Consider the following 20,332-nt stretch of genomic DNA (forward strand, 5'->3'; position numbering starts at 1 on the left):
TAATGCACGAAACGGGAGGGATGTCATAAATCTCTAATGCATTGATTTAGTGAGAAGTTGCTATAGAACATGAAGTTGTTTGTCGTGGTAGGCTTTTTAACATAATATACATTATGCGCACCAAGGTCATCTAAGACAGAATCTAGTGATTAATCAACCTGATTGCCCTGGTTGCTGATAGCCTCTGAAAGTTCTTTCTCCAGCGCTGATACAATTACTCTGGCCATCTCATCGTTCGACTGACCACCACGATTTGTTTCAGTATTTGAAGGTGCTCAGATTTTTTCCTGGTTAACCCTAGTGGACAACTCCTGATGGCTTTCTTTCCTTTCGCTATAGCGGTCGGCCAGATACGCAGTATGTCCTTTCAGGATTAACGTTATTTTGAATAGTTCTTCTGCGACATCCACAATCCGGTCATACCAGGCTGAGGGTTTCATACGTCCTTCATCATCAAATTCTTGCCACGCCTTCGGTACCGATGACTGATTTGGAATGGTGAACATTCGCATCCAACGGCCAAGTATTCGCATCTGATTTACCGTATTGAATGACTGCGAACCGCCGCTAACCTGCATTACGGCCAGCGTTTTCCCTTGTGACGGACGAACAGCGCCTTCGCTCAATGGTATCCAGTCAATCTGGGCCTTCATCACTGAACTCATAGCTCCGTGTCTTTCCGGAGAACTCCACACCATTCCATCACACCACCTGACCAGTTCCCGTAATTCGAGCACTTTCGGATGGGTTTCCGGTGCATCATCAGGTAAAGGCAGGCCGGAAGGATTAAAGATTTTCACCTCGGCCCCCATTTCGCTAAGTAAACGCCCTGCTTCTTCGGCTGCAAACCGGCTGTACGACCGCTGCCGAACTGAGCCGTAGAGGATCAGAATACGCGGCATCGTTTGGGTGTCGTCTTGCAGTTTGCTGGCAATTTCATCATCAAAACATTCCCGTTCGATTGCTGATAAACGCATCATGAAATTTCTCCATCTTAAAAACTAAGCTTCAAAAGCCAACATATATGATTTAACATATGTATCATAAATTCATAGCGAGGTTCAACATGCTACAGCCTGTTCAGCTTTTTAAACTGCTTGCCGATGAAACCCGTTCGACCATTGTGATGCTACTCCGGGAGTCCGGTGAGCTGTGTGTCTGTGATATCTGCGCAGTAACAGCAGAATCCCAACCCAAAATATCCCGCCACATGGCGCTGTTACGCGAAGCGGAGCTGGTCGCCGATCGCCGTGAAGGAAAATGGGTGCATTATCGCCTGTCACCACACATGCCAGCCTGGGCTGCGACTATTATTGAATCGGCATGGAATAGTGAGCGAGATAACATCCAGAAAAAACTCAGTGCGGCTTCATTATCCTCATGTTGATAACGAAGAAACACATTCACTTAATCAAATATGAATGGAGTCTGAAATGTTAGTGGCGAGTGCGATTTTTTTGCTCACTCTTGTTTTGGTCATCTGGCAACCCAAAGGTCTTGGGATTGGCTGGAGCGCCATACTCGGTGCTGGTCTGGCATTACTAATAGGCGTCGTTCACCTTGGGGATATCCCGATAGTGTGGCAAATAGTCTGGAATGCGACTGCCACCTTTATCGCGGTGATAATCATCAGCCTACTGCTGGATGAGTCTGGTTTCTTTGAATGGGCCGCATTGCATGTTGCACGCTGGGGCAATGGCCGGGGCCGACTGCTTTTTACCTGGATTGTTTTGCTGGGTGCCATGGTAGCTGCACTGTTTGCCAATGATGGTGCCGCACTTATCCTGACTCCGATTGTTATTGCGATGCTGCTGGCGCTGGGTTTCAGCCGGGGGGCTACGTTAGCCTTTGTCATGGCTGCAGGGTTTATCGCTGATACGGCCAGTCTGCCGCTGATTGTCTCGAACCTGGTGAATATCGTTTCGGCGGATTTCTTTAACCTTGGATTCACGCAATACGCAGCCGTAATGGTGCCGGTTAACCTTGTCGCCATTGCAACAACACTGGTTATGTTGCACCTGTTTTTTCGTAAGGACATCCCCGCCGTTTACGATGTATCCCTGTTAAAAGAGCCGAAAGAGGCAATCCGGGATGCCAGTACTTTTAAAGCCGGTTGGTTGGTCCTTCTCTTGCTACTAGTTGGGTTCTTTGGCCTGGAACCACTCGGTGTACCAGTCAGTCTGGTCGCCGCCGTTGGTGCACTGATTCTGCTTGGTGTGGCAAAGATTGGTCATACCATTAATACCGGAAAAGTACTGCGTGGTGCGCCCTGGCAAATTGTGATTTTCTCACTGGGAATGTACCTGGTGGTCTACGGTTTGCGCAATGCGGGACTGACTCACTACCTTTCCGCCCTACTCAATCAACTTGCAGAGCAAGGATTGTGGGTGTCGACATTAGGAACAGGGTTCCTGGCAGCCTTCCTGTCATCAGTTATGAACAATATGCCAACTGTTCTGATTGGGGCCCTGTCAATTGATGGCAGCGTAGCCTCGGGTGTTATCAAAGAAGCGATGATTTATGCCAATGTTATAGGTAGCGATCTGGGGCCGAAAATCACCCCTATTGGCAGTCTGGCGACATTGTTATGGCTGCATGTTTTGTCGCAGAAAAATATAACGATTACCTGGGGATATTACTTCCGAGTAGGCATTGTCATGACTATTCCGGTGTTGTTCGTCACGCTTGCGGCATTAGCCCTGCGGTTGTCAGTAGCACAATAACTGTTGTTTAAAGTACGGCCCTGGAAGAAATATTTTATGGGCCTCAACGAGAGATCATCACGATGAGCAATGTAACTATTTATCATAATCCCGCTTGTGGAACGTCCCGCAACACATTGGAATTAATTCGCAATAGTGGTACTGAACCCACAGTTATTCTGTATCTGGAAACGCCGCCAGCCCGTGATGAACTGAGAAAGTTAATCACCGATATGGGGATCTCTGTCCGTGCTTTATTACGTAAGAATGTCGAACCTTACGAACATTTAGGTTTGGCAAACAACACATTCAGTGACGACCAGTTGATTGCTTTCATGTTGCAGCACCCAATCCTGATTAACCGGCCAATTGTTGTCACACCATTGGGTACCCGGCTATGTCGGCCTTCAGAGATAGTTCTGGATATATTGGCTGATGGGCAACGTGGCGCATTCAGCAAAGAGGATGGTGAGCCGGTTGTTGATGAGCAAGGTAAGAAGATCGATAAATAGAGAACAATAAATGAACTATTAGCCGCTGCAGGGTTTAAATCTTGCAGCGGCTATCTGCTGCGTTTGTGCGGCAATAGAATTCCAAGGTTCACCATGCTTCTGGTTCGCGAAGCATATGTACAATATTGCAGGGACTCATGACCCATCCTCCTTTAAACCCCTCGGGCAAAGGCTCGACAGCATCACATCTGACAACTCCACGCTTCTCCATATGTGTTTCAGCTGACTTAAAATCGGGTGTGAACATTTCAAGCCAGACCTCAGCCTGGCTCAGACCTGGTGCTTCATCAATCCACAAACGGTTCGGGCCAAATTCAAATCCGGTAGCAGGTGATTTATCCGTGATTTCCTTAAGTCCGATGGCATTACGATAAAAATCAAGCGTCTGCTGGTATTGGTGTGACGGCACTTTAATCGCGATATCAATACCACCCTTAATTTCTGCATTCATAAAACTTTCTCCTGACTAAACGTTGCAAAAAAACAGAACAGTTCAAGACAGATTTTGAGGAAAAGACGAGCCATTACGCTCATCTGTCAGGATAGTCGAGAGGGAGAAAATTGGGTGGGCTACAGCTCAATGGACATGTCCATACAGCGCAGGTTTGCCTGAGCAAGCGCAGAAGAATAGAGGTTTTCTCGTAATAGAATAAAGCCATGTTTTTCATAGAAAGATTGCGCATTTGGCGTCGAGGACAATGTTAATTGTTTAAAGCCACGTTTACGCGCCTCGTCTTTAATCACTTCCAGAATAAGTCCGGCAAACCCTTTGCCGATATAATCGGGCGAGGTAAAAATAGCCTCAACACTCCCCTCGGAAAGATCGAGATAACCTGTTGCAACGGGTCGATTGTCTTGCCCGTCAACGACGAAAAATGGATTGGTCTCGATAACCACTCTGTAATTTTCAGGCATATCTTCAGGTGTCCATGCTGCAATTACCGCAGTGCTGTAGCTATTCTGGCATCCATGACGAATAGCTTGATTTCTGATGTTCCAGCACTCTTCTGCCTCTGCAGGCGTTGCCAGTCTAACTTTCATCGCTTCACTCCCCATTTGCGCGAATTTACCTAAATCATGCTCTTCACCCGAACCTTTACTTTTTTCATACCCTATTTAAAATGTCCATAATCATTTCTTCTTTAGAGGTATTCGTCCAATGCGCCATTGATGCTGCCGTCTGTGTGACGGCCAATTTACTTGTCCCGGATTATCGGGCCAGTTTCTGGCATCTATGGAGTAGTTATATGACGAATTCATTCATTACGCTTGAAAGCGTATCTTTTGTATTACCTGACGGCACATCGCTGTTCTCTCAACTCAATGAATCTTTCGACTCACGCCATACAGGTCTTGTTGGGCGAAACGGTGTGGGTAAAAGCGTTCTCTCGCAAATTCTTGCCGGGATAATCCCTCCTTCATCGGGCAGATGTAACTGTTCCGGTGTTGCGTATTATCTGGCTCAGCAAACCCACTATCAGGCAGAAATGACCGTTGCAGAACTCGCGGGGGTTCAATCCATTATTGGCGCACTTGAGCGCATCGAAATGGGTAGTATCGCAATGGCAGATTTTGAATTGGTCGGCCAGCAGTGGGACATACGCCAGCGTTTGGACATTGAGTTAGAGCGGTGCGAACTGGGGCATCTTGCGCCATCAACACCTGTCAGCCAGTTGAGTGGCGGCGAAGCCATGAGAGTGTCACTCATAGGGGCCTTGCTTTCTCAGGCCGATTTTTTGATTCTCGATGAGCCCAGTAACCACCTTGATAGAGCAAACCGTCTTGCATTAATTGCTCAGCTACAACGCTGGCCCGCCGGGCTATTGGTGGTAAGCCATGATCGAGAATTGCTGGAATCGATGCAGCGGATTGTTGAGCTGTCATCCATCGGTTTGAACAATTATGGCGGCAATTATTCGTTTTACGCTCAGCAAAAAGCGCAAGAAACACAAAGCGCACTTCAGCTGCTGGAACAGCGAAAACGTGAACGTCAGCGCGAACAAAAGAACCTTCAGGATCAGAAGGAACGCTTTGAGAAGCGGCAATCACGTGGTCATCGCCAGGGGCGAGAAGCCAATCAGGCCAAAATTTTGCTGGGCGGGCAAAAGCAGCGTAGTGAAACATCGGCCGGGAAATTAAATCAGCTCCATCTCGCAGCTCAGGAATTACTTGATCAACGCGTGCATGAAGCGGCAACACGCGTTGAAGATAATGCTGAAATTGTTGTGCATTCGCTTGCTGTTAACTCTCCTTCGCGTCGGCTGGTTTTTGAACTCAATCAGATACAACTGCCCTTCGTGCCAGCCTTTTCTTCACCATTGAACCTGTCGATATACGCCCAGCAACGCATCGGTATCGTTGGGCGTAACGGCTGCGGAAAATCGACACTATTAAACGTGCTATCAGGCAAACTTGAGCCATCGAGCGGTGCTTTCCGTATCCCACATGGTCATACCCTACTTAATCAACATCTCGACAATCTTGATCCGCAACGTTCAGTTCTGGACCAGATACGTGAAGCCAACCGCAATGCCAGTGAGGCTGATTTGCGCATGCGGCTTGCGCAGTTGGGCCTGGATGCTCACAAAATTCAGATTCCCAACGGATGCCTGAGTGGTGGTGAACGACTGAAAGCAGCGCTGGCGTGCGTGTTGTACGCTGACCCTGTGCCACAACTATTGCTGCTCGATGAACCCAGCAACCATCTGGATTTGCCTTCTATTCAGGCACTGGAGACAATGCTGCGGACTTATCAAGGGGCATTGGTGGTTGTTTCGCACGATGAGACGTTCCTGAAGAACCTGAACTTAACAGAACGCTTATCTATCACCGACGGTAGCTGGCAACTTGAGGCGTGTTAACATTTTAAGGGTAGTAAACGGTTATCAGCATGAAATCTAGCGTGTGACGCTTGATTCGATCATCATGTTTTTAATACGCTCTTTGTCGCTACCACAATAGCTATCGCGCAATCTTGCAATGCAAAAGGTGAATGATCGTTGAATATGAATAAATATGGTCAGCCTGTGGGTTTCCCGCTTCCCGACTGGCAACCTGCACCCTTTCCAGCCCGAGCTCAGCTCAGTGGCCATCACTGTAATCTTTTAACTCTTGAAACCAGCCATTGCGGTGATCTTCTCGAAGTCTTCTCACAGGCGCCTGATGATAGAGACTGGACCTGGCTTGGCGCTGAGCAGCCTACCTGCTTACAGCAAATGCAGCTTTGGGTTGAGAATAAAATTAACGATCCCGGGCTGGTTGCATGGGCCGTGGTGGACATAAACAGTGGTCTTCCGGTTGGTGTCGTCTGCTTTAGCAATATTGATGTTGTTAACGGTGCGATAGAAATAGGACATGTCACTTGGTCACCCAAGATGCAACGAACCGCCATGGGCACAGAAGCCATATTTTTGTTGCTGAAAAATGCATTTTCTCTGGGCTATCGCCGCGTGGCATGGCGTTGTGACTCGCTCAATCTGGCTTCCAGAAATGCTGCAGACAGACTGGGTTTCAAGTTTGAAGGACGCTTCCGTCAGGCCATGACACGCAAACAACGCAACCGTGACACGGACTGGTTATCCATTATCGATATTGAATGGCCAACAGTGGAAAGCTCACTTTCAGGCTGGCTTTCGCCGGGCAATTTCACAGCCAGCGGAGAGCAAAAGCGCAAACTTGCAAGTTTCCGAAGTCACCCATAACGTTTTCAATACTGATGCAATATGGTCGCTGGTGCGGCCATATTTGCTCCATCGTATTACGCTATTGCCCGCTATCAGTGATTTCAGCCCTAAGCCATTGCTCGAAAGCCTGTAGTGCAGCGTCATTTATTCCAGTCTCTACTGGTTTCACCAGGCAAAAGCTTTTACTCAGCACTTCAGATTTGGGCCAGGGCGCTGCAAGTGCCCCGCTGCTGAGATCTTTTTCAACATACATCCACGGTACTAATGCCACGCCATCCCCTGCCAGCGCCGCTGCGATTGCCATTTCGTGAAGGTCATATCTGACCCCTTGAGCCGGGTTATCGAGGACAATTCCACTTTCACAAGCGTAGCTATACCAGGCCTCTGGATTTTGTCTGCGATGAATTCGCGGTAGTTCGTTCAACTGGCTGGAAAGATCTGTATTTGTCAGCAGTTCAGGATGACATACCGGAACCAGATTCTCCTTAAACAGAAAATCCATGCGCATACCCGCCCACGCGGGGTGATCAAAATGCACTGCAGCATCAAAGCCACTACCAGTAAGAATAAATGGATCGATTCTGGCCGCTATATTCAGTGTGATGTCTGGATGCTGTTTTCTGAAACCGCTTAAGCGAGGAATGAGCCAACGGCTGGCAAAGGTCGGCAGCGCAGCTAACTCCAGACTTCTGTTTCCTTCCGGCATTCCGGTTATGTATTGAGTATCTCGGTCCAGGCGCTCAAGCGTTTCACCCACGTGACGCGCATAGCGCGCCCCGACAGGATTGAGCTTCACGCGACTTCCCGTTCGGTCAAATAGCTTACATTTCAGTAGCGATTCGAGGCGTGCAATTTGACGGCTGATGGCACCTTCCGTCAGCGAGAGTTCTTCTGCCGCACGGGCAAAATTACCGTGTCTTGCTGCGGCTTCAAAAGCCAGCAACGAAGCGCTACTGGGGATGTTTCTACGCATAACCGCTGCCTTTTTAAGTGAGGGTGGGTTTTATCCTCAGTGACAAAATGTCACTGAATGATGAAATAATATCGATTCAGAAGCGATAATACAGCGTGTAGCATGACGAAATGTCAGTTGAAGGATTATTCCTTCTCCACAATTTGTCTTGCTCTCAAGAGGAACCGTTCATGAGCTATCCATCTTTTGCATCTCATCAAATCGGTGATTATCGGGTTACCGTCCTGAGTGACGGCAATATGTCTGCGAGCCTTGAATTATTGTGCGGTATTGATATTGCTGAGGCTGGTGAAATACAGCGTAATGCCGGGATTGCTGAACCAGGCAATATTCACATCAACTGTTATCTTATCCGTGGCGCTGGGCGAACCATTTTGGTTGATGCTGGTACAGGTGGTCTGAATAATGCTGGAGGGAAGCTCAAGGAAAACCTTTATGCGGCCGGCAGTAGCCCAGAAGAAATCGATACCCTTCTTTTAACTCACGGTCATCCTGATCACATTGGCGGCCTGCTCGATATTGAGGGGCGCCCGGTTTTTAAGAATGCGACAATCCATCTTAATGCTCTGGAAGCAAAATACTGGCGCAATGATACCTGGCAAAAACAAGCAAGTGAGCGTGGTCAACGCAATTTTGCATTGGCGCGCCGAACGCTGGATGCCTATGAAAAGAGTGTCAGATTTTTGGATGGGAATGAGATTGCTAAGGGTATTCACCCGGTCTGGCTACCGGGTCACACGCCAGGTCACACCGGGTTTCGCATTGAGTCGGATAATAAAAGCCTGGTGATATGGGGAGATATTGTCCATTTCCCACATATTCAATCTGCACAACCGGCTGTTTCTATTGCGTTTGACTGCGACCCTGTTCAAGCCGAAGTGACCAGGAAAAAAATTCTGGAACAAGCAGCCCGAGAAAATTGGCTCATTGCAGGAATGCACTTTGCCAGACCGGGATTTGCTCACGTTATTCCTGAAAATGATGGGTATCGTATCGCATACGTTGAAGCCTAACAGGCTGCTGTAGAGCAAAGGATTGCTCGGAATCAATGCTTTGAAACTTTCGTTTTATTCAATTCACAGTGAGCTGGAATAACCGTAAAAAAGCGACTTTGCCCTTTTCTGTAATTACCACCTCTCTGTAACCCGCGATTTTAGTTATCCACCCCTTTTGTTCAAAGAACAGCATCAGTGCAGCACCGGCACCGCCTCCAAGGTGAAATCTTCTCTCGCTCCAGTCAAGGCAAGCACAGGAGCTTTTGCGCCTGCTATTTGGATCGATGAGCACGCCCATATTCTGAAACTGAAGCGTTCCCGTCGGCGAAAGCAGATTACCATCAGGAGAAAACCAGCCTTCTTTGAACATGAAGTTATAGATTCCAACAGCAACTTCTCCGGCCATATGGTCGTAGCATGTCCGGGCAACACGTAAATGTGACGGTGTTTTGGTCTCAAGCGTCTTTCCACTGTGCACTGATACCACCATCAAAGTTTCAAGAAGAGCTGCAATATCGCTTCCAGCCAGGCGGTAATAACGATGCCGCCCTTGAGACAGGCATGTAACTAAGCGACTATTAAGCAGTTTTGCGAGATGCGCGCTTGTTGTTGATGCGGCGATATTGGCAACCGTACTTAATTCTGTTGCCGTCCATGCCCGACCATCCATTAGCGCACAAAGAATGCTGACCCGCGATGGGTCAGCAATGGCTGATGCAACAACTGACATGGATGTTTCGAGATAGTCAGTTTCATCAACAGCAGTTTTTGAAACTTTTAAATTCATTCCGCAGTCACTTCCCATTGTTTGGTTACTTTAGCGGCAAGGTCGTTATTGTCGGTCAGAAGAATCAAACGATTATTATGATCGCTATATTGTACATTGATATTAATTCCATTCAGAGCAATGACCTTGGCAATTTCACCGAGCTCTCCAGGTTTTTCTTGTTTTAATTTTCTGATTAATGGCAATGTGATATTTTTAACATTCAGACCAGCCTCGCTAAGCACTTGTGTCGCAAGCTCACCATCTTCAACCAGAAAATGAGCATGACTTTCATCACCGATGGTAAAAACACCTCCGCCTTCAAGTCCTATCCCACTTTGGCCGAGTAAAGATCCCAGCGATGACAGTGCACCCGGAGTATTGGTAAGAATAACGTGAATATCATACATGGCCAGAATCTCTATTTTCAGATGAATAATCGCGCAGGACATGTGCAACTCTGATTCTGTAAAAAGAAAATATAGATTCCCGCCCTTCAAATTGAGCAGCCTGGTGTTTTAGGTTTTGTTTCCACGCTACGACAGACTCTTCACTTTCCCACCATGACAGCGACAGGATTTTTCCTACGGTATTCAGACTTTGAAAGCGCTCAATTGAAATAAAGCCTGCAATTTGCTCCAACTCTGGCTTTAATTCTGCAGCCAGTTGTAGATACCGCTCTTGTTGTGTAGGTATGGCATTCGCTTCAAAAAGTACCGCAATCATAATACTGCTCCTGAATGTACGCTTGTGAAGCCTACTATAGGGATTCAATAAGATGATGCTTCGTTGGTAAGCGAAGTATGAATGTTCAGGAGAAGTTACAGTGGTTTTCATCGCCATTACGTGCGCTGATTTGTAAGCTCAGCGCAGGTTCTTTGGCGCAATTCGCCAGAGAGAATCTTCATAAAAGATGAGGATTGCTGGCGTTAGCCGCTACGATCTGTGGGCAACAGTATTAGCGAGGTACAACAAACAGTGATTTGCATTTTGGGCAGAGCAATGTTTGCCCCTGGCGAATTTTGTTGGCGGGAAAAGAGGCTTTATTTCCACAGATTGGACATGTCACAGTGCCATTTGTGGCGTTACTAAAGCGCTTCATTGCATAATCGAATATAGACATGAGGATTAGCCTTTCAATGAATGAGGTTCATCGTATCACGCCCTGATCAAATAGCGCACAAATTATCCAGTAGACGATTGAATCTTAAATTAATAAAAATATCTGCAGCCATATAATCAAAAATTTACCATTAAAAAACTGCACCTTAATGCGTTGAATATCCAACAGTTGGGGTGCAGTTCAGGTCGTTAAATTATGATAATTTAAAATGTCTGCCAGTGACCTTCTGATGCATGTTTTCCCTGCTTCGTTGGGACTAAGAGCGGAGCCACAGGCATCGTGTTTTTATCTTCACCATTCAAGCGTAAATTATTGGTTCTTTTTTGAAGTTCTACCACCTGGTTTTTTAGAACATCTGAGGATTCTGCGAGTTCCACAACGACTGCAGCATTACTCAGAGTGACTTTTTCCAGCTCGGACAAAGCAATGGTTATTTGTTGAATACCTTTTTCCTGCTCATTCGTAGATATGAAAATATGCTCCATCAGCATGTTAAGATCATCTGAGCCTGAAACGATGTCGTGCATGTTTTTTTCTGCTTCAGATACAAGTTTTGCACCCTGCATTACATTGGTATTTGTTTTTTCAATCAGCGCTTTTATGTTTTTGGCAGACTCAGAGCTTTTTTGAGCTAACACCCGGACTTCACCCGCCACCACTGCAAATCCTTTGCCGTGCTCACCCGCTCGCGCGGCTTCAACTGCTGCATTAAGCGCCAGGATATTCGTCTGAAACGCTATCCCATCGATAATGCTAATAATTTCGGTCATTTTCTTCGAACAATCAGTAATGGATACCATATTCTCAGTGAGTTTATGCATCAACTCACTCCCATGACCTGCAGATTTATGGGCTTCATTGGTTATATCGTTTAACTGGCGGGTGTTTTCTGCATTGCTCTTTGTCCCCGCTGAAATCTCTTCCATGCTTGATGCTGTTTGCATCAGCATGGCCGATTGCTGTTCAGTTTTGACTGAGAGTTCGGCACTTTGGTTAGCCAGCGTGCCGGATAAAATGCTGGCCGAATTGGATGATTTTCTTATATCCATGACCAGACTGGATATTTCTTTTGCGAGGCTATTTATCCCTGGAATCAATTTCCCCGCACAATTATTGCCAAACTCGCGGATAGAAATTGATAAATTCCCTGAGTTGATTTCATCAATATTTCTTTTAACCTCGTTAATCGGCCTCACAAGATATTTAGTCATGTAAAACCATAAGGTTGAGATCAATACAACGCCGACGATGTTCAACATGAGGATGACACTCACGTTTGCTACCAGAAGGAATGCCATAAGATCAATAAAGACAAAAGAGGCAGATATAAAAACAAGGATAACGGTTCTTACGCTGTAGTTGTTAAGCATACCTAACCCTATAACATGTTTTGCTGGTTCTTTATTTATTGTCGGTATTGATGAAAAAGCCAGTGCATAATTGAAATTGAAGCTATGTATTGCCATAAGCAAATGAAATAGTTTTTTACACTTCTTTACCCTTCTGCTTTTGAAGCTGAAAAATTACCCTATAAAAAAACGGCACCATCGTACCGTTAGCTTCTCTAGATTATTTACTGTTCAGAGCGTCATCTGGCCAGTATTTGTAACCATTAACCATGGCTTGTGCGGCAAGACCCTTCTCGGTGAGTTCGTAAACATCGACTGATTTAGGCACTGCCACACTGTCCGGAGCAACGGCACTTGCCGAAGCCCCCAACGCAGGCAACCCTTTATCGTCATATTTGGCCGCGGCATTTGCATCAGCGCCAACAATATAGCCATTCTTAATAAAATCGCTCAGCGCTTTGCTGTCCTTGAACACCAGAACGGTTCGCTGTTGCTTCACGCCCATCCCCAATCCTGCCCCGGCCTGTGCCATTTTCATATAGGTGTCTTTCCCTGACCGGAGGTCTTTCACAACACCATATCCACTGCCAAACCCAAATAACAAAATCTTGCTACTGTTATTGGAGAACACCGCATACCCTTTTGACTTCAGGATCTCACTGCGGGCTTCAGGGTGGACCTTATACAGTTTCATCAGCGTATCAATTCGCATCTGCTGAATGGCACTTCGTTGCTGGCTAGCCGTATCGCCCTTTGCGCTACAACCTGCAATGGCCAAAGCGGCAATTAGAATTAGCTTTTTGTACTTCATGTATATCCTGATTCAAAAAATAGGCGGCAAAACGAACAAATTCTGTTGCCAAATACCAAAAATAAGAATGCGGATTTTATGTTTCAGCAGTGTTGCATGTTATTTAATTTGTGCTGATTTTTATTTTCTTTGTTTATTTTTATACAAGATTTAACTGGAAATGATTTTGATATTGAAGGTCAGTGCGGTGTGCGCAAAAATCAGCCACATAGCGTGGCTTTCAATTTTAGTATGATTAATTCCGCACGGCATGGGTATTCCTTTCAGCGAAATATAAAAACCAGTAGGAATATAGCAAGAGGGAATAATGCTAAAAAAAGATAACTCCCCGAAAATTGACTTAACGAATCAAGATTATCCTGCGAGTTTTCGTTAAGTTTTTTGATGGCTTCTTGCTTACTATCTGCATCAAATTCCAGTTGGTACTTTTTATATCCTTCTTGTTTTAACTGCTGGACACTACTCTTGGAAAGCTCACTTTTAGCAAACACTTTTGTGGCGCTACCATTGACATAAAAAACGTATTTTTCCATTTCAGATTCCCCTGAGAAGTTGAATACGAACTCATCGTTATTATTAGCTCAATAGCGAGTCATACTATGCTATTTTCAGTTGAAAAAAAGTTAACCATGTCAAAGTGGTGGTTAAATTTTAGCATGGAACTTAATAACATCATGGTATCCAGGAACTACCCCCATGACTGGCTACAACCTTCAGTTAGCAATAAAAAACAGTATTATTAGACGGTGTATTCTCCATGACTCTTAAGGTTCAAAATCAACCCATGAGATCTCCTTTACCTTTGCTTGCTGCCGGCAGTTTACGACTGGCTTTAACCCCGCTGCTTAACCATTTTACCCAACTCACAGGGATTGAGGTTGCAGCACAATATGGCCCGGCAGGGTTGTTGAGAGAGCGCATTGAAGTTGGAGAGCCCTGCGCCCTTTTCGCTTCTGCCAATCGGGAGCATCCCCAACACTTACTTGCGACAGGTAAAGCGACCAAAACCCAGACCTTCACCTGGAATCAACTGGTATTAACTACGCAAAAAAGTGGCGACTGGCTAGATTTGCTCACTGACCCAGCACTACGGATTGGTACTTCCACGCCTGGGTGTGACCCGTCTGGTGATTACACATGGGCACTGTTTGATAAACTCGAACAGCTTCAGCCAGGTCTTGGGCAGCAACTGCGCCTGCGGGCAATTCCGCTGGTTGGTGGCCGTGATACGCTCAGCGTCCCGCCAGGTGAACTGGCTAGCGCCTGGATTTTACGCCACGGCTTCGCCGATGTGTTTATTGGCTATGCGCATTATGGCAAAGCGTTGAGCGGGCAGCTGGATATCCGTTGCGTACCAATTGCGCCAGAACACAATATTCGCTGCGAATATCAGTTGGCTGTGCTCGAGAATTCCGCAGAGGTAATGGCACTGGTTGAATTTATTCTTAGCCATGAAGGACAAGCGTTTCTGACTAGCGCTGGTTTTTTACCACTCACTTCTCAATCGTAAAGAGTGGCGCAACAAACGGGGTGGCATAGTTGTCCATCCTGATTTTCCGCAACGTTAAACCATAAGCTTGAGACAGATTCTCTTCAGAAGCGATGGTATCGGTCGCGCCGGCCAACCATTTCCCTCCAGGCAAAAGCAGCAGCGTATGGGTTGCAACCTGCAATGCATGAACTGGATCATGGGTGGTAAAAATGATGCCGCGATGCTGGCGGTGAGCCAGATCGCTAATCAGTTGTAACACCACCTGTTGGTTGGCTAAATCCAACGCTGAACAAGGTTCATCCAACAATAAGATTTGGCTGGCAGTCACAAGCGCGCGGGCAATCATCACTAATTGCTGCTGCCCGCCAGAGAGAGAAGTAAAAGGTGTTGAAACCAACTGTGCAATATTTAACTGCTCCAGCGCCTCGATAACTTTCTGCTTATCCGCACTGCCCGGTTGTGAAAATAGCTTCACATGCTGCGCCCTTCCCATCAGCACCACATCGCTTACCGAGTACGGAAAGGGCAAGTGCGAATGTTGCGCAACAATACCAATGCCACCCTCATTTTCTATATTCCCAGCGAGGGGTTTTAATGTACCTGTCAGCGTGTCTAGCAAAGTGCTTTTCCCCAAACCGTTGCGTCCGAGAACTGCCCAAACCTCCCCTTGCTGGCAGTGAAAGCTGAGCGGTTCAAACAACGGCTCTTTATGTCCGTATAACAGTTGCTGAACACGTAATTCACCCGTTTTCATCGACGGCCTCTACGGCTTGAGTGTATTAGCAAAAAGGTAAACAGCGGTGCACCCAATAAAGCGGTGATGATTCCCAATGGAATTTCGGCTTGCATTAACGTGCGGGCAATATCATCAACGACAATCATAAAGCCGCCCCCCATCCAGAATGCTGTCGGGAGTAAACGGCGATGGTCAACCCCCACCAGAAGACGCGCCAGATGAGGAATGACTAATCCCACCCATGCGATACTGCCACTGACAGCGACCTGTGCTGCGACCAAAAATGCACAGCAAACCAATACGCTGCGTCGAAGTGGTACCACGGAAATACCCAACGCCTGCGCGTCTTTATCGTTAAGTGACAATAGGTTAATGCGCCAACGTAACTGGAACAAAATCGCGGTAGAAATCATGACCGGAACAGTCAGCATCAAAACTTTATGCCAGTTGGCGGTTGCGAAACTCCCCAACAACCAAAAAACGATGTTAGGTAAAACTTCTTCTGTATCGGCCTGATATTGAATAAGGCTTACCAGGGCTGCAAAAAAACCACTCAGAATGATACCGGAGAGAATCAGCACCAATGCGTTTTCTCGCCCCTGCAAAGCGGCAATCGCATAGACCAGAATCAATGCGCTCAGTCCGAAGAAAAATGTCGACCCCATCATCATTAATGGTTCAAGACCAAGCAGAATCGCCAGCGTGCCACCAAAGGCTGCGCCTGACGTCACACCGATGATATGTGGATCAACCAGCGGGTTATGGAAAACCCCTTGCAGTGTTGCTCCACATAAACCCAGCGCACCACCGGCAAGCAAAGCCATCAGAATACGCGGTAGTCTTACCGTCCAGATGACCTGGTTGGCAATGTTTTGCGTATCGGAGAAATGAGTTAGCTGATGGAGAACTTCACTTAGCGTAAGTGAATATTGACCTAAGCAAAGTGAAGCAACTCCCAGCAACAGCACTGAGATAATCAGTACCAGTTGCTGGGGAATAAATGACTCACTACTTAGCATCGGGCTGCCAGTTCACACGATAAAAGTTCTGGTAGTAATCTTGCGCCTGGGCATCGACATCGACGTTTTTATAGGCATCCGGATAGAGTTTTTTCGCCATCCACAACTCGCCAATCGCCATGGCTTCCGGCATTGGGTAACCCCAGGCTTTCGCATATTCCGGCATTAACCAGACACGATGGTTTTTCACGGCATCAATACCCTGCCAGTTCGGGTCATTCAGAATTTCAGTCACCACCTGCGGATAGCGATCCTGCACGAAGATAACTTGTGGATTCCACTGTAATACCTGTTCCAGAGAAACCTGGCGCGCGCCTTTTACGCTGGCTGCGGCGACGTTCAACGCACCTGCATGCTTCATCATAAGCCCAGTGTATTTACCTGAGCCATAAGTCATCAAATCAGGGTTCGCCATGTAGACACGCACTTTCTGCGTATCAGGGATATTTGCAACCGGAGCGTTAAATTTCTCACGCGCCGTAAAGGTATACTTGATGAGTGCTTCACCCTCAGGTTTGCGCCCCACCACATCTGCAATGAGACGGATACCTTGTTTTAGCCCTTCGTTGTAGGCCAGCTCTTCATCCGCCATCGTCGGATTCATTTTATCCTGTTGCCCGTCAGCATCCTTTCTCAAAGAGACTGCCACGACAGGGATTCCAGCACTCTGAATCTGCTGAATCATCTCAGGGGGTGCATAGTTGGCGACGAATACCACTTGCGGGTGAATGGCCAACAAGCTTTCGATATTTACCGAGGTGAGATCACCCGGAGTCGGCAGCGAGGTAATCTTAGGCATAAAGCGTGAAAACTCAGGGCCAAGCTGTTTTTTCCAGCTGGTCATCACACCTGCTATTTCATTTTGTGCATTAAGCTGAACCAATAGATTCAAGGTCTGATGCTGTAACACCACCACTTTTTCAACATGATCAGGAATAGTGACCTGGTGACCAAGTTGGTCAGCGATGATTCTGTCTGCCTGAGCGTTCAATGCGAAAAACATACTGGCAAGAACCAGTACGATATTACGAAGGATTAACATAGTTGCCATCTGGGAAAGGAGTAAATTCGATATATATTAAATTATATAGCGATGGCATTAGCAACTGATTATCGATCCTTACTGCTTGCCTGGCAAAACATGGCTGCTATCCTAAGCGCCATTTTCAGCTAATGATATTGCCAATGAACGCGCCTGAAAGCCTACTATCTGTTCGTGACCTAACCCACTGCTTTGCCGGTAAAACACCACAGGTGAATGCGGTGTCATTTGATATTTATCCCGGTGAATTTGTTTCGATAATAGGGCCAAATGGTAGCGGGAAATCGACTGTGTTACGGCTTATCATCAGCGAGCTGCTACCCGCTCACGGCGAGATTGTGATTCAGGGTAAAGCGTTAAGCACCATGAAACCCATTGAACGCGCGCGCTCTGTCGCTCTACTGACCCAGCATGACAATGCAGATTTACGTCTAACAGTGCGTGAATATGTGGCATTGGGGCGCATTCCTTGGCAGGCCGAATATCCAAATGTTGAACATGAAAACGCCATTACCGAGGCGATTAACGATGTTGGCATCACGCATCTACAACAGGTTTCGTTGGGGAAATTATCCGGTGGTGAGCGTCAGCGAGCAGGTTTAGCCCGTGTTCTGGCCCAACAACCCGCTTTGCTGTTGTTGGATGAACCGACCAATCATCTCGATCCACTCGCCCGTCATCAGTTGCTTAGCCTCGTCAGACACAAAAACATCACCACCATTGCGGTGTTGCATGATCTTGAATTGATTCAACCTTTTTCAGACCAGGTTCTGATGATGAACCAGGGGCAACTGATTTGCCGAGGTACGCCGGCGCAGGTTCTGGACTCACCCTGGCTTGCAAAAATATTCGGTATGCAGAGCCTGCATGTTACACATCCCAACAGTGGCAAAACACTACGCATCTTCGAAGCCCTGCCATCACAATTTGATTGAAATACAAATAACTAAGCATTGTTTGATCTGACCAGACCTATTCACCCAATCAATTCCTGTATGGTGCGGCGGTTTATCAGGAAGCGAGAGTTTCGCTTTCGGTTCTGCCGTTTTAGCGCACGTCGCTATCCGGGATAGTGTGCTCAGGTGAGGTTCCATTCTGGACACCCTGTCCCCGCTATTCATGTCCGCAAGGTCAATCATTTGCGGCAATAGTGAATCAGGAGTATGTGTGAAAAAATTAATTCTAGCGGCGTTACTGACCGTGATTTCTGGCGGCGCGGTTGCCTCTGGCTTCCCGGTCACCGTCGATAACTGTGGTAAACCAATGACGTTTACCGAGGCGCCTAAGCGCATGGTCGTTCATGACATCAATATGTCTGAAATGGCCTTCGCTCTACATCTGCAACCAAAAATCGTAGGCGTCAGTGGCATTTCTGGCTGGTATAAAAATATCCCGGCATTTACTCGTTTGCAGGGTTCTATCCCGGAAATTGCGCCGAAATACCCGTCGATGGAAACGTTACTGGCGGCAAAGCCCGACCTGTTCTTCGCCGGCTGGAACTATGGTTTACGTGGCGATGTCACGCCCCATGCACTGGCGAAATTTAATATAAAAACGCTGGTCCTGACCGAAAGCTGTATTCATGTAGATAGCCATCGCCCACGCGCCAGTATGGATTTGCTGTATAGCGATATGATGCGACTGGGTAAAGTATTCGGCAAAGAAGAAGATGCCGTTAAGTTGGTCGATAGCTGGAAAAGACACGTTGCGAACTTAACCCAAAAGATTGCCGGGCATAAACCAGTGCGCGTTTTCCTCTACGATTCTGGCGAAGATAAGCCTTTCACCAGCGGTGCGTATGCCATGCCAACGGCAATTATCGAAGCTGCCGGCGGTAAAAACGTCATGGATACGATGGATAAAAGCTGGGCCGCGACCAATTGGGAAAGTGTTGCCGCCGCGGAGCCTGAGTTTATTATTCTGATGGACTATCAGTCTGACTATAACGGTGGTGCTGATGGGTTACGGCGTTTCCTGGAACAACATCCGTTGATGAAGAATACGCCAGCGGTGCTTCATCATCGCTATCTGAAACTGAAGTATCAGGAACTGACACCAGGGCCTGCCAATATCACAGCGATTACTAAACTTGCCCGCGCGTTTTATCCGGCAGCATTTAACTAATGTTCGCTAACAAGCGTTTTTTGCTGGTGTGGCTAGTCGCCCCGCTGTTGCTTGCGGGGCTCGCTCTGGCAAGTGTTGCGAATGGCAGCGTAGCACTCTCTTTTTCACAAGTGTTGACCTCCCTCGGCCTGGTGCATGGTGAGGTTGCCCCGATGATAAAAAGCATCGTGCTCGAATTACGGTTGCCGCGCACGATACTGGGCATAATTGCCGGTGCCGGGTTGGCCCTGGTCGGTTCCTTGCTGCAAACCACCACGCGCAACGATTTAGCCGACCCCTTTTTATTCGGCCTATCTTCGGGTGCTTCTGCAGGCGTGGTGCTGGTGATAACCCGTCTTGGCGATAGTCTGGGTTCGTGGACATTGCCCATAGCCGCATTTGTCGGTGGGATGCTGTCTGCCGCTGCCGTGATGATTATCTTTATGTCTCAATCACATAAAGGAACTGAAAAGCTGATTATATGCGGGCTGGCGGTGTCATTTTTATTTGGGGCGTTGACCAACTTCCTGATTTTTTCCGGCGATCAGCGGGCCGCCAGCAATGCACTTTTTTGGGCGCTTGGCGGTTTAGGTTTTGCACGCTGGGAAAATCTCGGATTTGCCGCGACCGCACTGATCATTCTCATTGTGCTTATATCCCGACGCTGGCGAGCCCTCGATGCCCTGTTGGCAGGCGAGCAAACCGCCTGGTCACTGGGTATTAACGTCAATCGCTTACGAACCGAGGTTTTCCTCTGCTGTTCTATGGCCACCGCAATCCTGGTTTCACTAACCGGGGTGATTGGTTTTGTTGGGTTGATGGTGCCCCATCTGGCGCGACCATTTGCTGGTGTGCGTCACCGGAAATTATTGCCACTAGTGGGAATAATGGGGGCAATACTTCTCTCTGCGGGCGACATTCTTAGTAGAACACTCACCGCCCCTCAGGAGCTGCCAATTGGGATTATCACAGCCGGTGTGGGCGGCGTGTTTGTTCTGGTGATACTGCTACGCCGCGTCAGCTAAA

The 20,332-nt window shown here is 47.3% G+C and carries 24 protein-coding genes; 10 read left to right on the top strand and 14 right to left on the bottom strand.

Features of this window, described 5'->3' with window-relative positions; all coding sequences use genetic code 11:
• Window positions 1-275: 275 nt before the first annotated feature.
• Complete coding sequence (gene arsH / locus EDF88_RS02365; protein WP_134182629.1) at window positions 276-980, bottom strand: arsenical resistance protein ArsH; 705 nt, start codon at window positions 978-980, stop codon at window positions 276-278.
• 86 nt (window positions 981-1,066) lie between these two features.
• Here arsH and EDF88_RS02370 point away from each other — a divergent pair, with 86 nt between their 5' ends.
• From EDF88_RS02370 to arsC, 3 genes are all read left to right on the top strand, one after another.
• The gene (locus EDF88_RS02370) at window positions 1,067-1,387 is read left to right on the top strand and encodes a metalloregulator ArsR/SmtB family transcription factor (protein WP_134182631.1); all 321 of its coding nucleotides are present in this window, start codon (window positions 1,067-1,069) and stop codon (window positions 1,385-1,387) included.
• A gap of 46 nt (window positions 1,388-1,433) precedes the next feature.
• Window positions 1,434-2,723 (top strand): arsenic transporter, encoded by a 1,290-nt coding sequence (locus EDF88_RS02375; RefSeq protein WP_134182633.1) that lies wholly within the window; start codon window positions 1,434-1,436, stop codon window positions 2,721-2,723.
• A 62-nt stretch (window positions 2,724-2,785) separates the two neighbouring features.
• Entirely contained in the window at window positions 2,786-3,214 is a 429-nt protein-coding gene (arsC, locus tag EDF88_RS02380; RefSeq protein WP_134182635.1) for a glutaredoxin-dependent arsenate reductase, read from the top strand.
• An 88-nt stretch (window positions 3,215-3,302) separates the two neighbouring features.
• Here arsC and EDF88_RS02385 read toward each other — a convergent pair whose 3' ends face one another.
• Both EDF88_RS02385 and EDF88_RS02390 read right to left on the bottom strand, forming a co-directional pair.
• Entirely contained in the window at window positions 3,303-3,665 is a 363-nt protein-coding gene (locus EDF88_RS02385) for a hypothetical protein (protein ID WP_134182637.1), read from the bottom strand.
• A gap of 119 nt (window positions 3,666-3,784) precedes the next feature.
• Complete coding sequence (locus EDF88_RS02390; protein WP_134182639.1) at window positions 3,785-4,255, bottom strand: GNAT family N-acetyltransferase; 471 nt, start codon at window positions 4,253-4,255, stop codon at window positions 3,785-3,787.
• A gap of 206 nt (window positions 4,256-4,461) precedes the next feature.
• Here EDF88_RS02390 and EDF88_RS02395 point away from each other — a divergent pair, with 206 nt between their 5' ends.
• Entirely contained in the window at window positions 4,462-6,075 is a 1,614-nt protein-coding gene (locus EDF88_RS02395; protein WP_134182641.1) for an ABC-F family ATP-binding cassette domain-containing protein, read from the top strand.
• A gap of 138 nt (window positions 6,076-6,213) precedes the next feature.
• On the top strand, window positions 6,214-6,915 hold the full coding sequence (locus tag EDF88_RS02400) for a GNAT family protein (protein ID WP_134182643.1): 702 nt from the start codon (window positions 6,214-6,216) through the stop codon (window positions 6,913-6,915).
• 61 nt (window positions 6,916-6,976) lie between these two features.
• Here EDF88_RS02400 and EDF88_RS02405 read toward each other — a convergent pair whose 3' ends face one another.
• On the bottom strand, window positions 6,977-7,870 hold the full coding sequence (locus tag EDF88_RS02405) for a LysR substrate-binding domain-containing protein (RefSeq protein WP_134182645.1): 894 nt from the start codon (window positions 7,868-7,870) through the stop codon (window positions 6,977-6,979).
• Window positions 7,871-8,040: 170 nt separating this feature from the next.
• Between EDF88_RS02405 and EDF88_RS02410 the strand changes: the two genes are divergently transcribed.
• Window positions 8,041-8,883, top strand: coding sequence for an MBL fold metallo-hydrolase (locus EDF88_RS02410; protein WP_134183238.1), 843 nt, complete (start codon window positions 8,041-8,043; stop codon window positions 8,881-8,883).
• Window positions 8,884-8,941: 58 nt separating this feature from the next.
• On the opposite strand, the gene EDF88_RS02415 is transcribed toward EDF88_RS02410, so the two are convergent.
• The 7 genes from EDF88_RS02415 to EDF88_RS02440 all read right to left on the bottom strand — a co-directional run bounded on the left by EDF88_RS02415 (window position 8,942) and on the right by EDF88_RS02440 (window position 13,447).
• Window positions 8,942-9,652, bottom strand: coding sequence for a metalloregulator ArsR/SmtB family transcription factor (locus tag EDF88_RS02415; RefSeq protein WP_134182647.1), 711 nt, complete (start codon window positions 9,650-9,652; stop codon window positions 8,942-8,944).
• Complete coding sequence (locus EDF88_RS02420; RefSeq protein WP_134183240.1) at window positions 9,649-10,041, bottom strand: amino acid-binding protein; 393 nt, start codon at window positions 10,039-10,041, stop codon at window positions 9,649-9,651. The genes EDF88_RS02415 and EDF88_RS02420 overlap by 4 nt, the downstream gene beginning before the upstream one ends.
• Entirely contained in the window at window positions 10,034-10,357 is a 324-nt protein-coding gene (locus tag EDF88_RS02425) for an antibiotic biosynthesis monooxygenase (RefSeq protein WP_134182649.1), read from the bottom strand. Before EDF88_RS02425 ends, EDF88_RS02420 begins: the two co-directional genes overlap by 8 nt.
• Window positions 10,358-10,589: 232 nt before the next feature.
• A complete protein-coding gene (locus tag EDF88_RS24865) occupies window positions 10,590-10,754 on the bottom strand; it encodes a YnfU family zinc-binding protein (protein WP_226812007.1) in 165 nt (54 codons plus the stop codon).
• A gap of 203 nt (window positions 10,755-10,957) precedes the next feature.
• Window positions 10,958-12,124, bottom strand: a complete 1,167-nt coding sequence (locus EDF88_RS02430) for a methyl-accepting chemotaxis protein (protein ID WP_064518849.1) — start codon at window positions 12,122-12,124, stop codon at window positions 10,958-10,960.
• A 199-nt stretch (window positions 12,125-12,323) separates the two neighbouring features.
• Complete coding sequence (locus EDF88_RS02435; protein ID WP_134182650.1) at window positions 12,324-12,914, bottom strand: YSC84-related protein; 591 nt, start codon at window positions 12,912-12,914, stop codon at window positions 12,324-12,326.
• A gap of 263 nt (window positions 12,915-13,177) precedes the next feature.
• Window positions 13,178-13,447, bottom strand: a complete 270-nt coding sequence (locus EDF88_RS02440) for a hypothetical protein (protein ID WP_134182652.1) — start codon at window positions 13,445-13,447, stop codon at window positions 13,178-13,180.
• Window positions 13,448-13,698: 251 nt separating this feature from the next.
• On the opposite strand from EDF88_RS02440, the gene EDF88_RS02445 reads away from it, so the two are divergent.
• Window positions 13,699-14,424 (top strand): substrate-binding domain-containing protein, encoded by a 726-nt coding sequence (locus tag EDF88_RS02445; protein ID WP_134182654.1) that lies wholly within the window; start codon window positions 13,699-13,701, stop codon window positions 14,422-14,424.
• Here the strand turns inward: EDF88_RS02445 and EDF88_RS02450 are convergent.
• Genes EDF88_RS02450 through EDF88_RS02460 form a run of 3 tightly spaced genes read right to left on the bottom strand, consistent with a single transcriptional unit; the run spans window position 14,408 to window position 17,203 of the window.
• Window positions 14,408-15,160, bottom strand: a complete 753-nt coding sequence (locus EDF88_RS02450) for an ABC transporter ATP-binding protein (protein ID WP_134182656.1) — start codon at window positions 15,158-15,160, stop codon at window positions 14,408-14,410. The two genes, EDF88_RS02445 and EDF88_RS02450, sit on opposite strands and share 17 nt — an antisense overlap.
• Entirely contained in the window at window positions 15,157-16,161 is a 1,005-nt protein-coding gene (locus tag EDF88_RS02455; RefSeq protein ID WP_134182658.1) for an iron ABC transporter permease, read from the bottom strand. Before EDF88_RS02455 ends, EDF88_RS02450 begins: the two co-directional genes overlap by 4 nt.
• Window positions 16,151-17,203, bottom strand: coding sequence for an ABC transporter substrate-binding protein (locus EDF88_RS02460; protein ID WP_166671940.1), 1,053 nt, complete (start codon window positions 17,201-17,203; stop codon window positions 16,151-16,153). Before EDF88_RS02460 ends, EDF88_RS02455 begins: the two co-directional genes overlap by 11 nt.
• A gap of 143 nt (window positions 17,204-17,346) precedes the next feature.
• On the opposite strand from EDF88_RS02460, the gene EDF88_RS02465 reads away from it, so the two are divergent.
• From EDF88_RS02465 to EDF88_RS02475, 3 genes are all read left to right on the top strand, one after another.
• The gene (locus EDF88_RS02465; protein WP_134182662.1) at window positions 17,347-18,138 is read left to right on the top strand and encodes an ABC transporter ATP-binding protein; all 792 of its coding nucleotides are present in this window, start codon (window positions 17,347-17,349) and stop codon (window positions 18,136-18,138) included.
• A gap of 232 nt (window positions 18,139-18,370) precedes the next feature.
• Window positions 18,371-19,327: an ABC transporter substrate-binding protein gene (locus EDF88_RS02470; protein ID WP_134182664.1), complete on the top strand. Its 957-nt coding sequence runs from the start codon at window positions 18,371-18,373 to the stop codon at window positions 19,325-19,327.
• Complete coding sequence (locus EDF88_RS02475) at window positions 19,327-20,331, top strand: iron ABC transporter permease (RefSeq protein ID WP_064518840.1); 1,005 nt, start codon at window positions 19,327-19,329, stop codon at window positions 20,329-20,331. The genes EDF88_RS02470 and EDF88_RS02475 overlap by 1 nt, the downstream gene beginning before the upstream one ends.
• Window position 20,332 lies beyond the last annotated feature (1 nt).

Origin of the sequence: Buttiauxella sp. BIGb0552, from assembly GCF_004366275.1 — a bacterium.
GTDB lineage: Bacteria > Pseudomonadota > Gammaproteobacteria > Enterobacterales > Enterobacteriaceae > Buttiauxella > Buttiauxella gaviniae.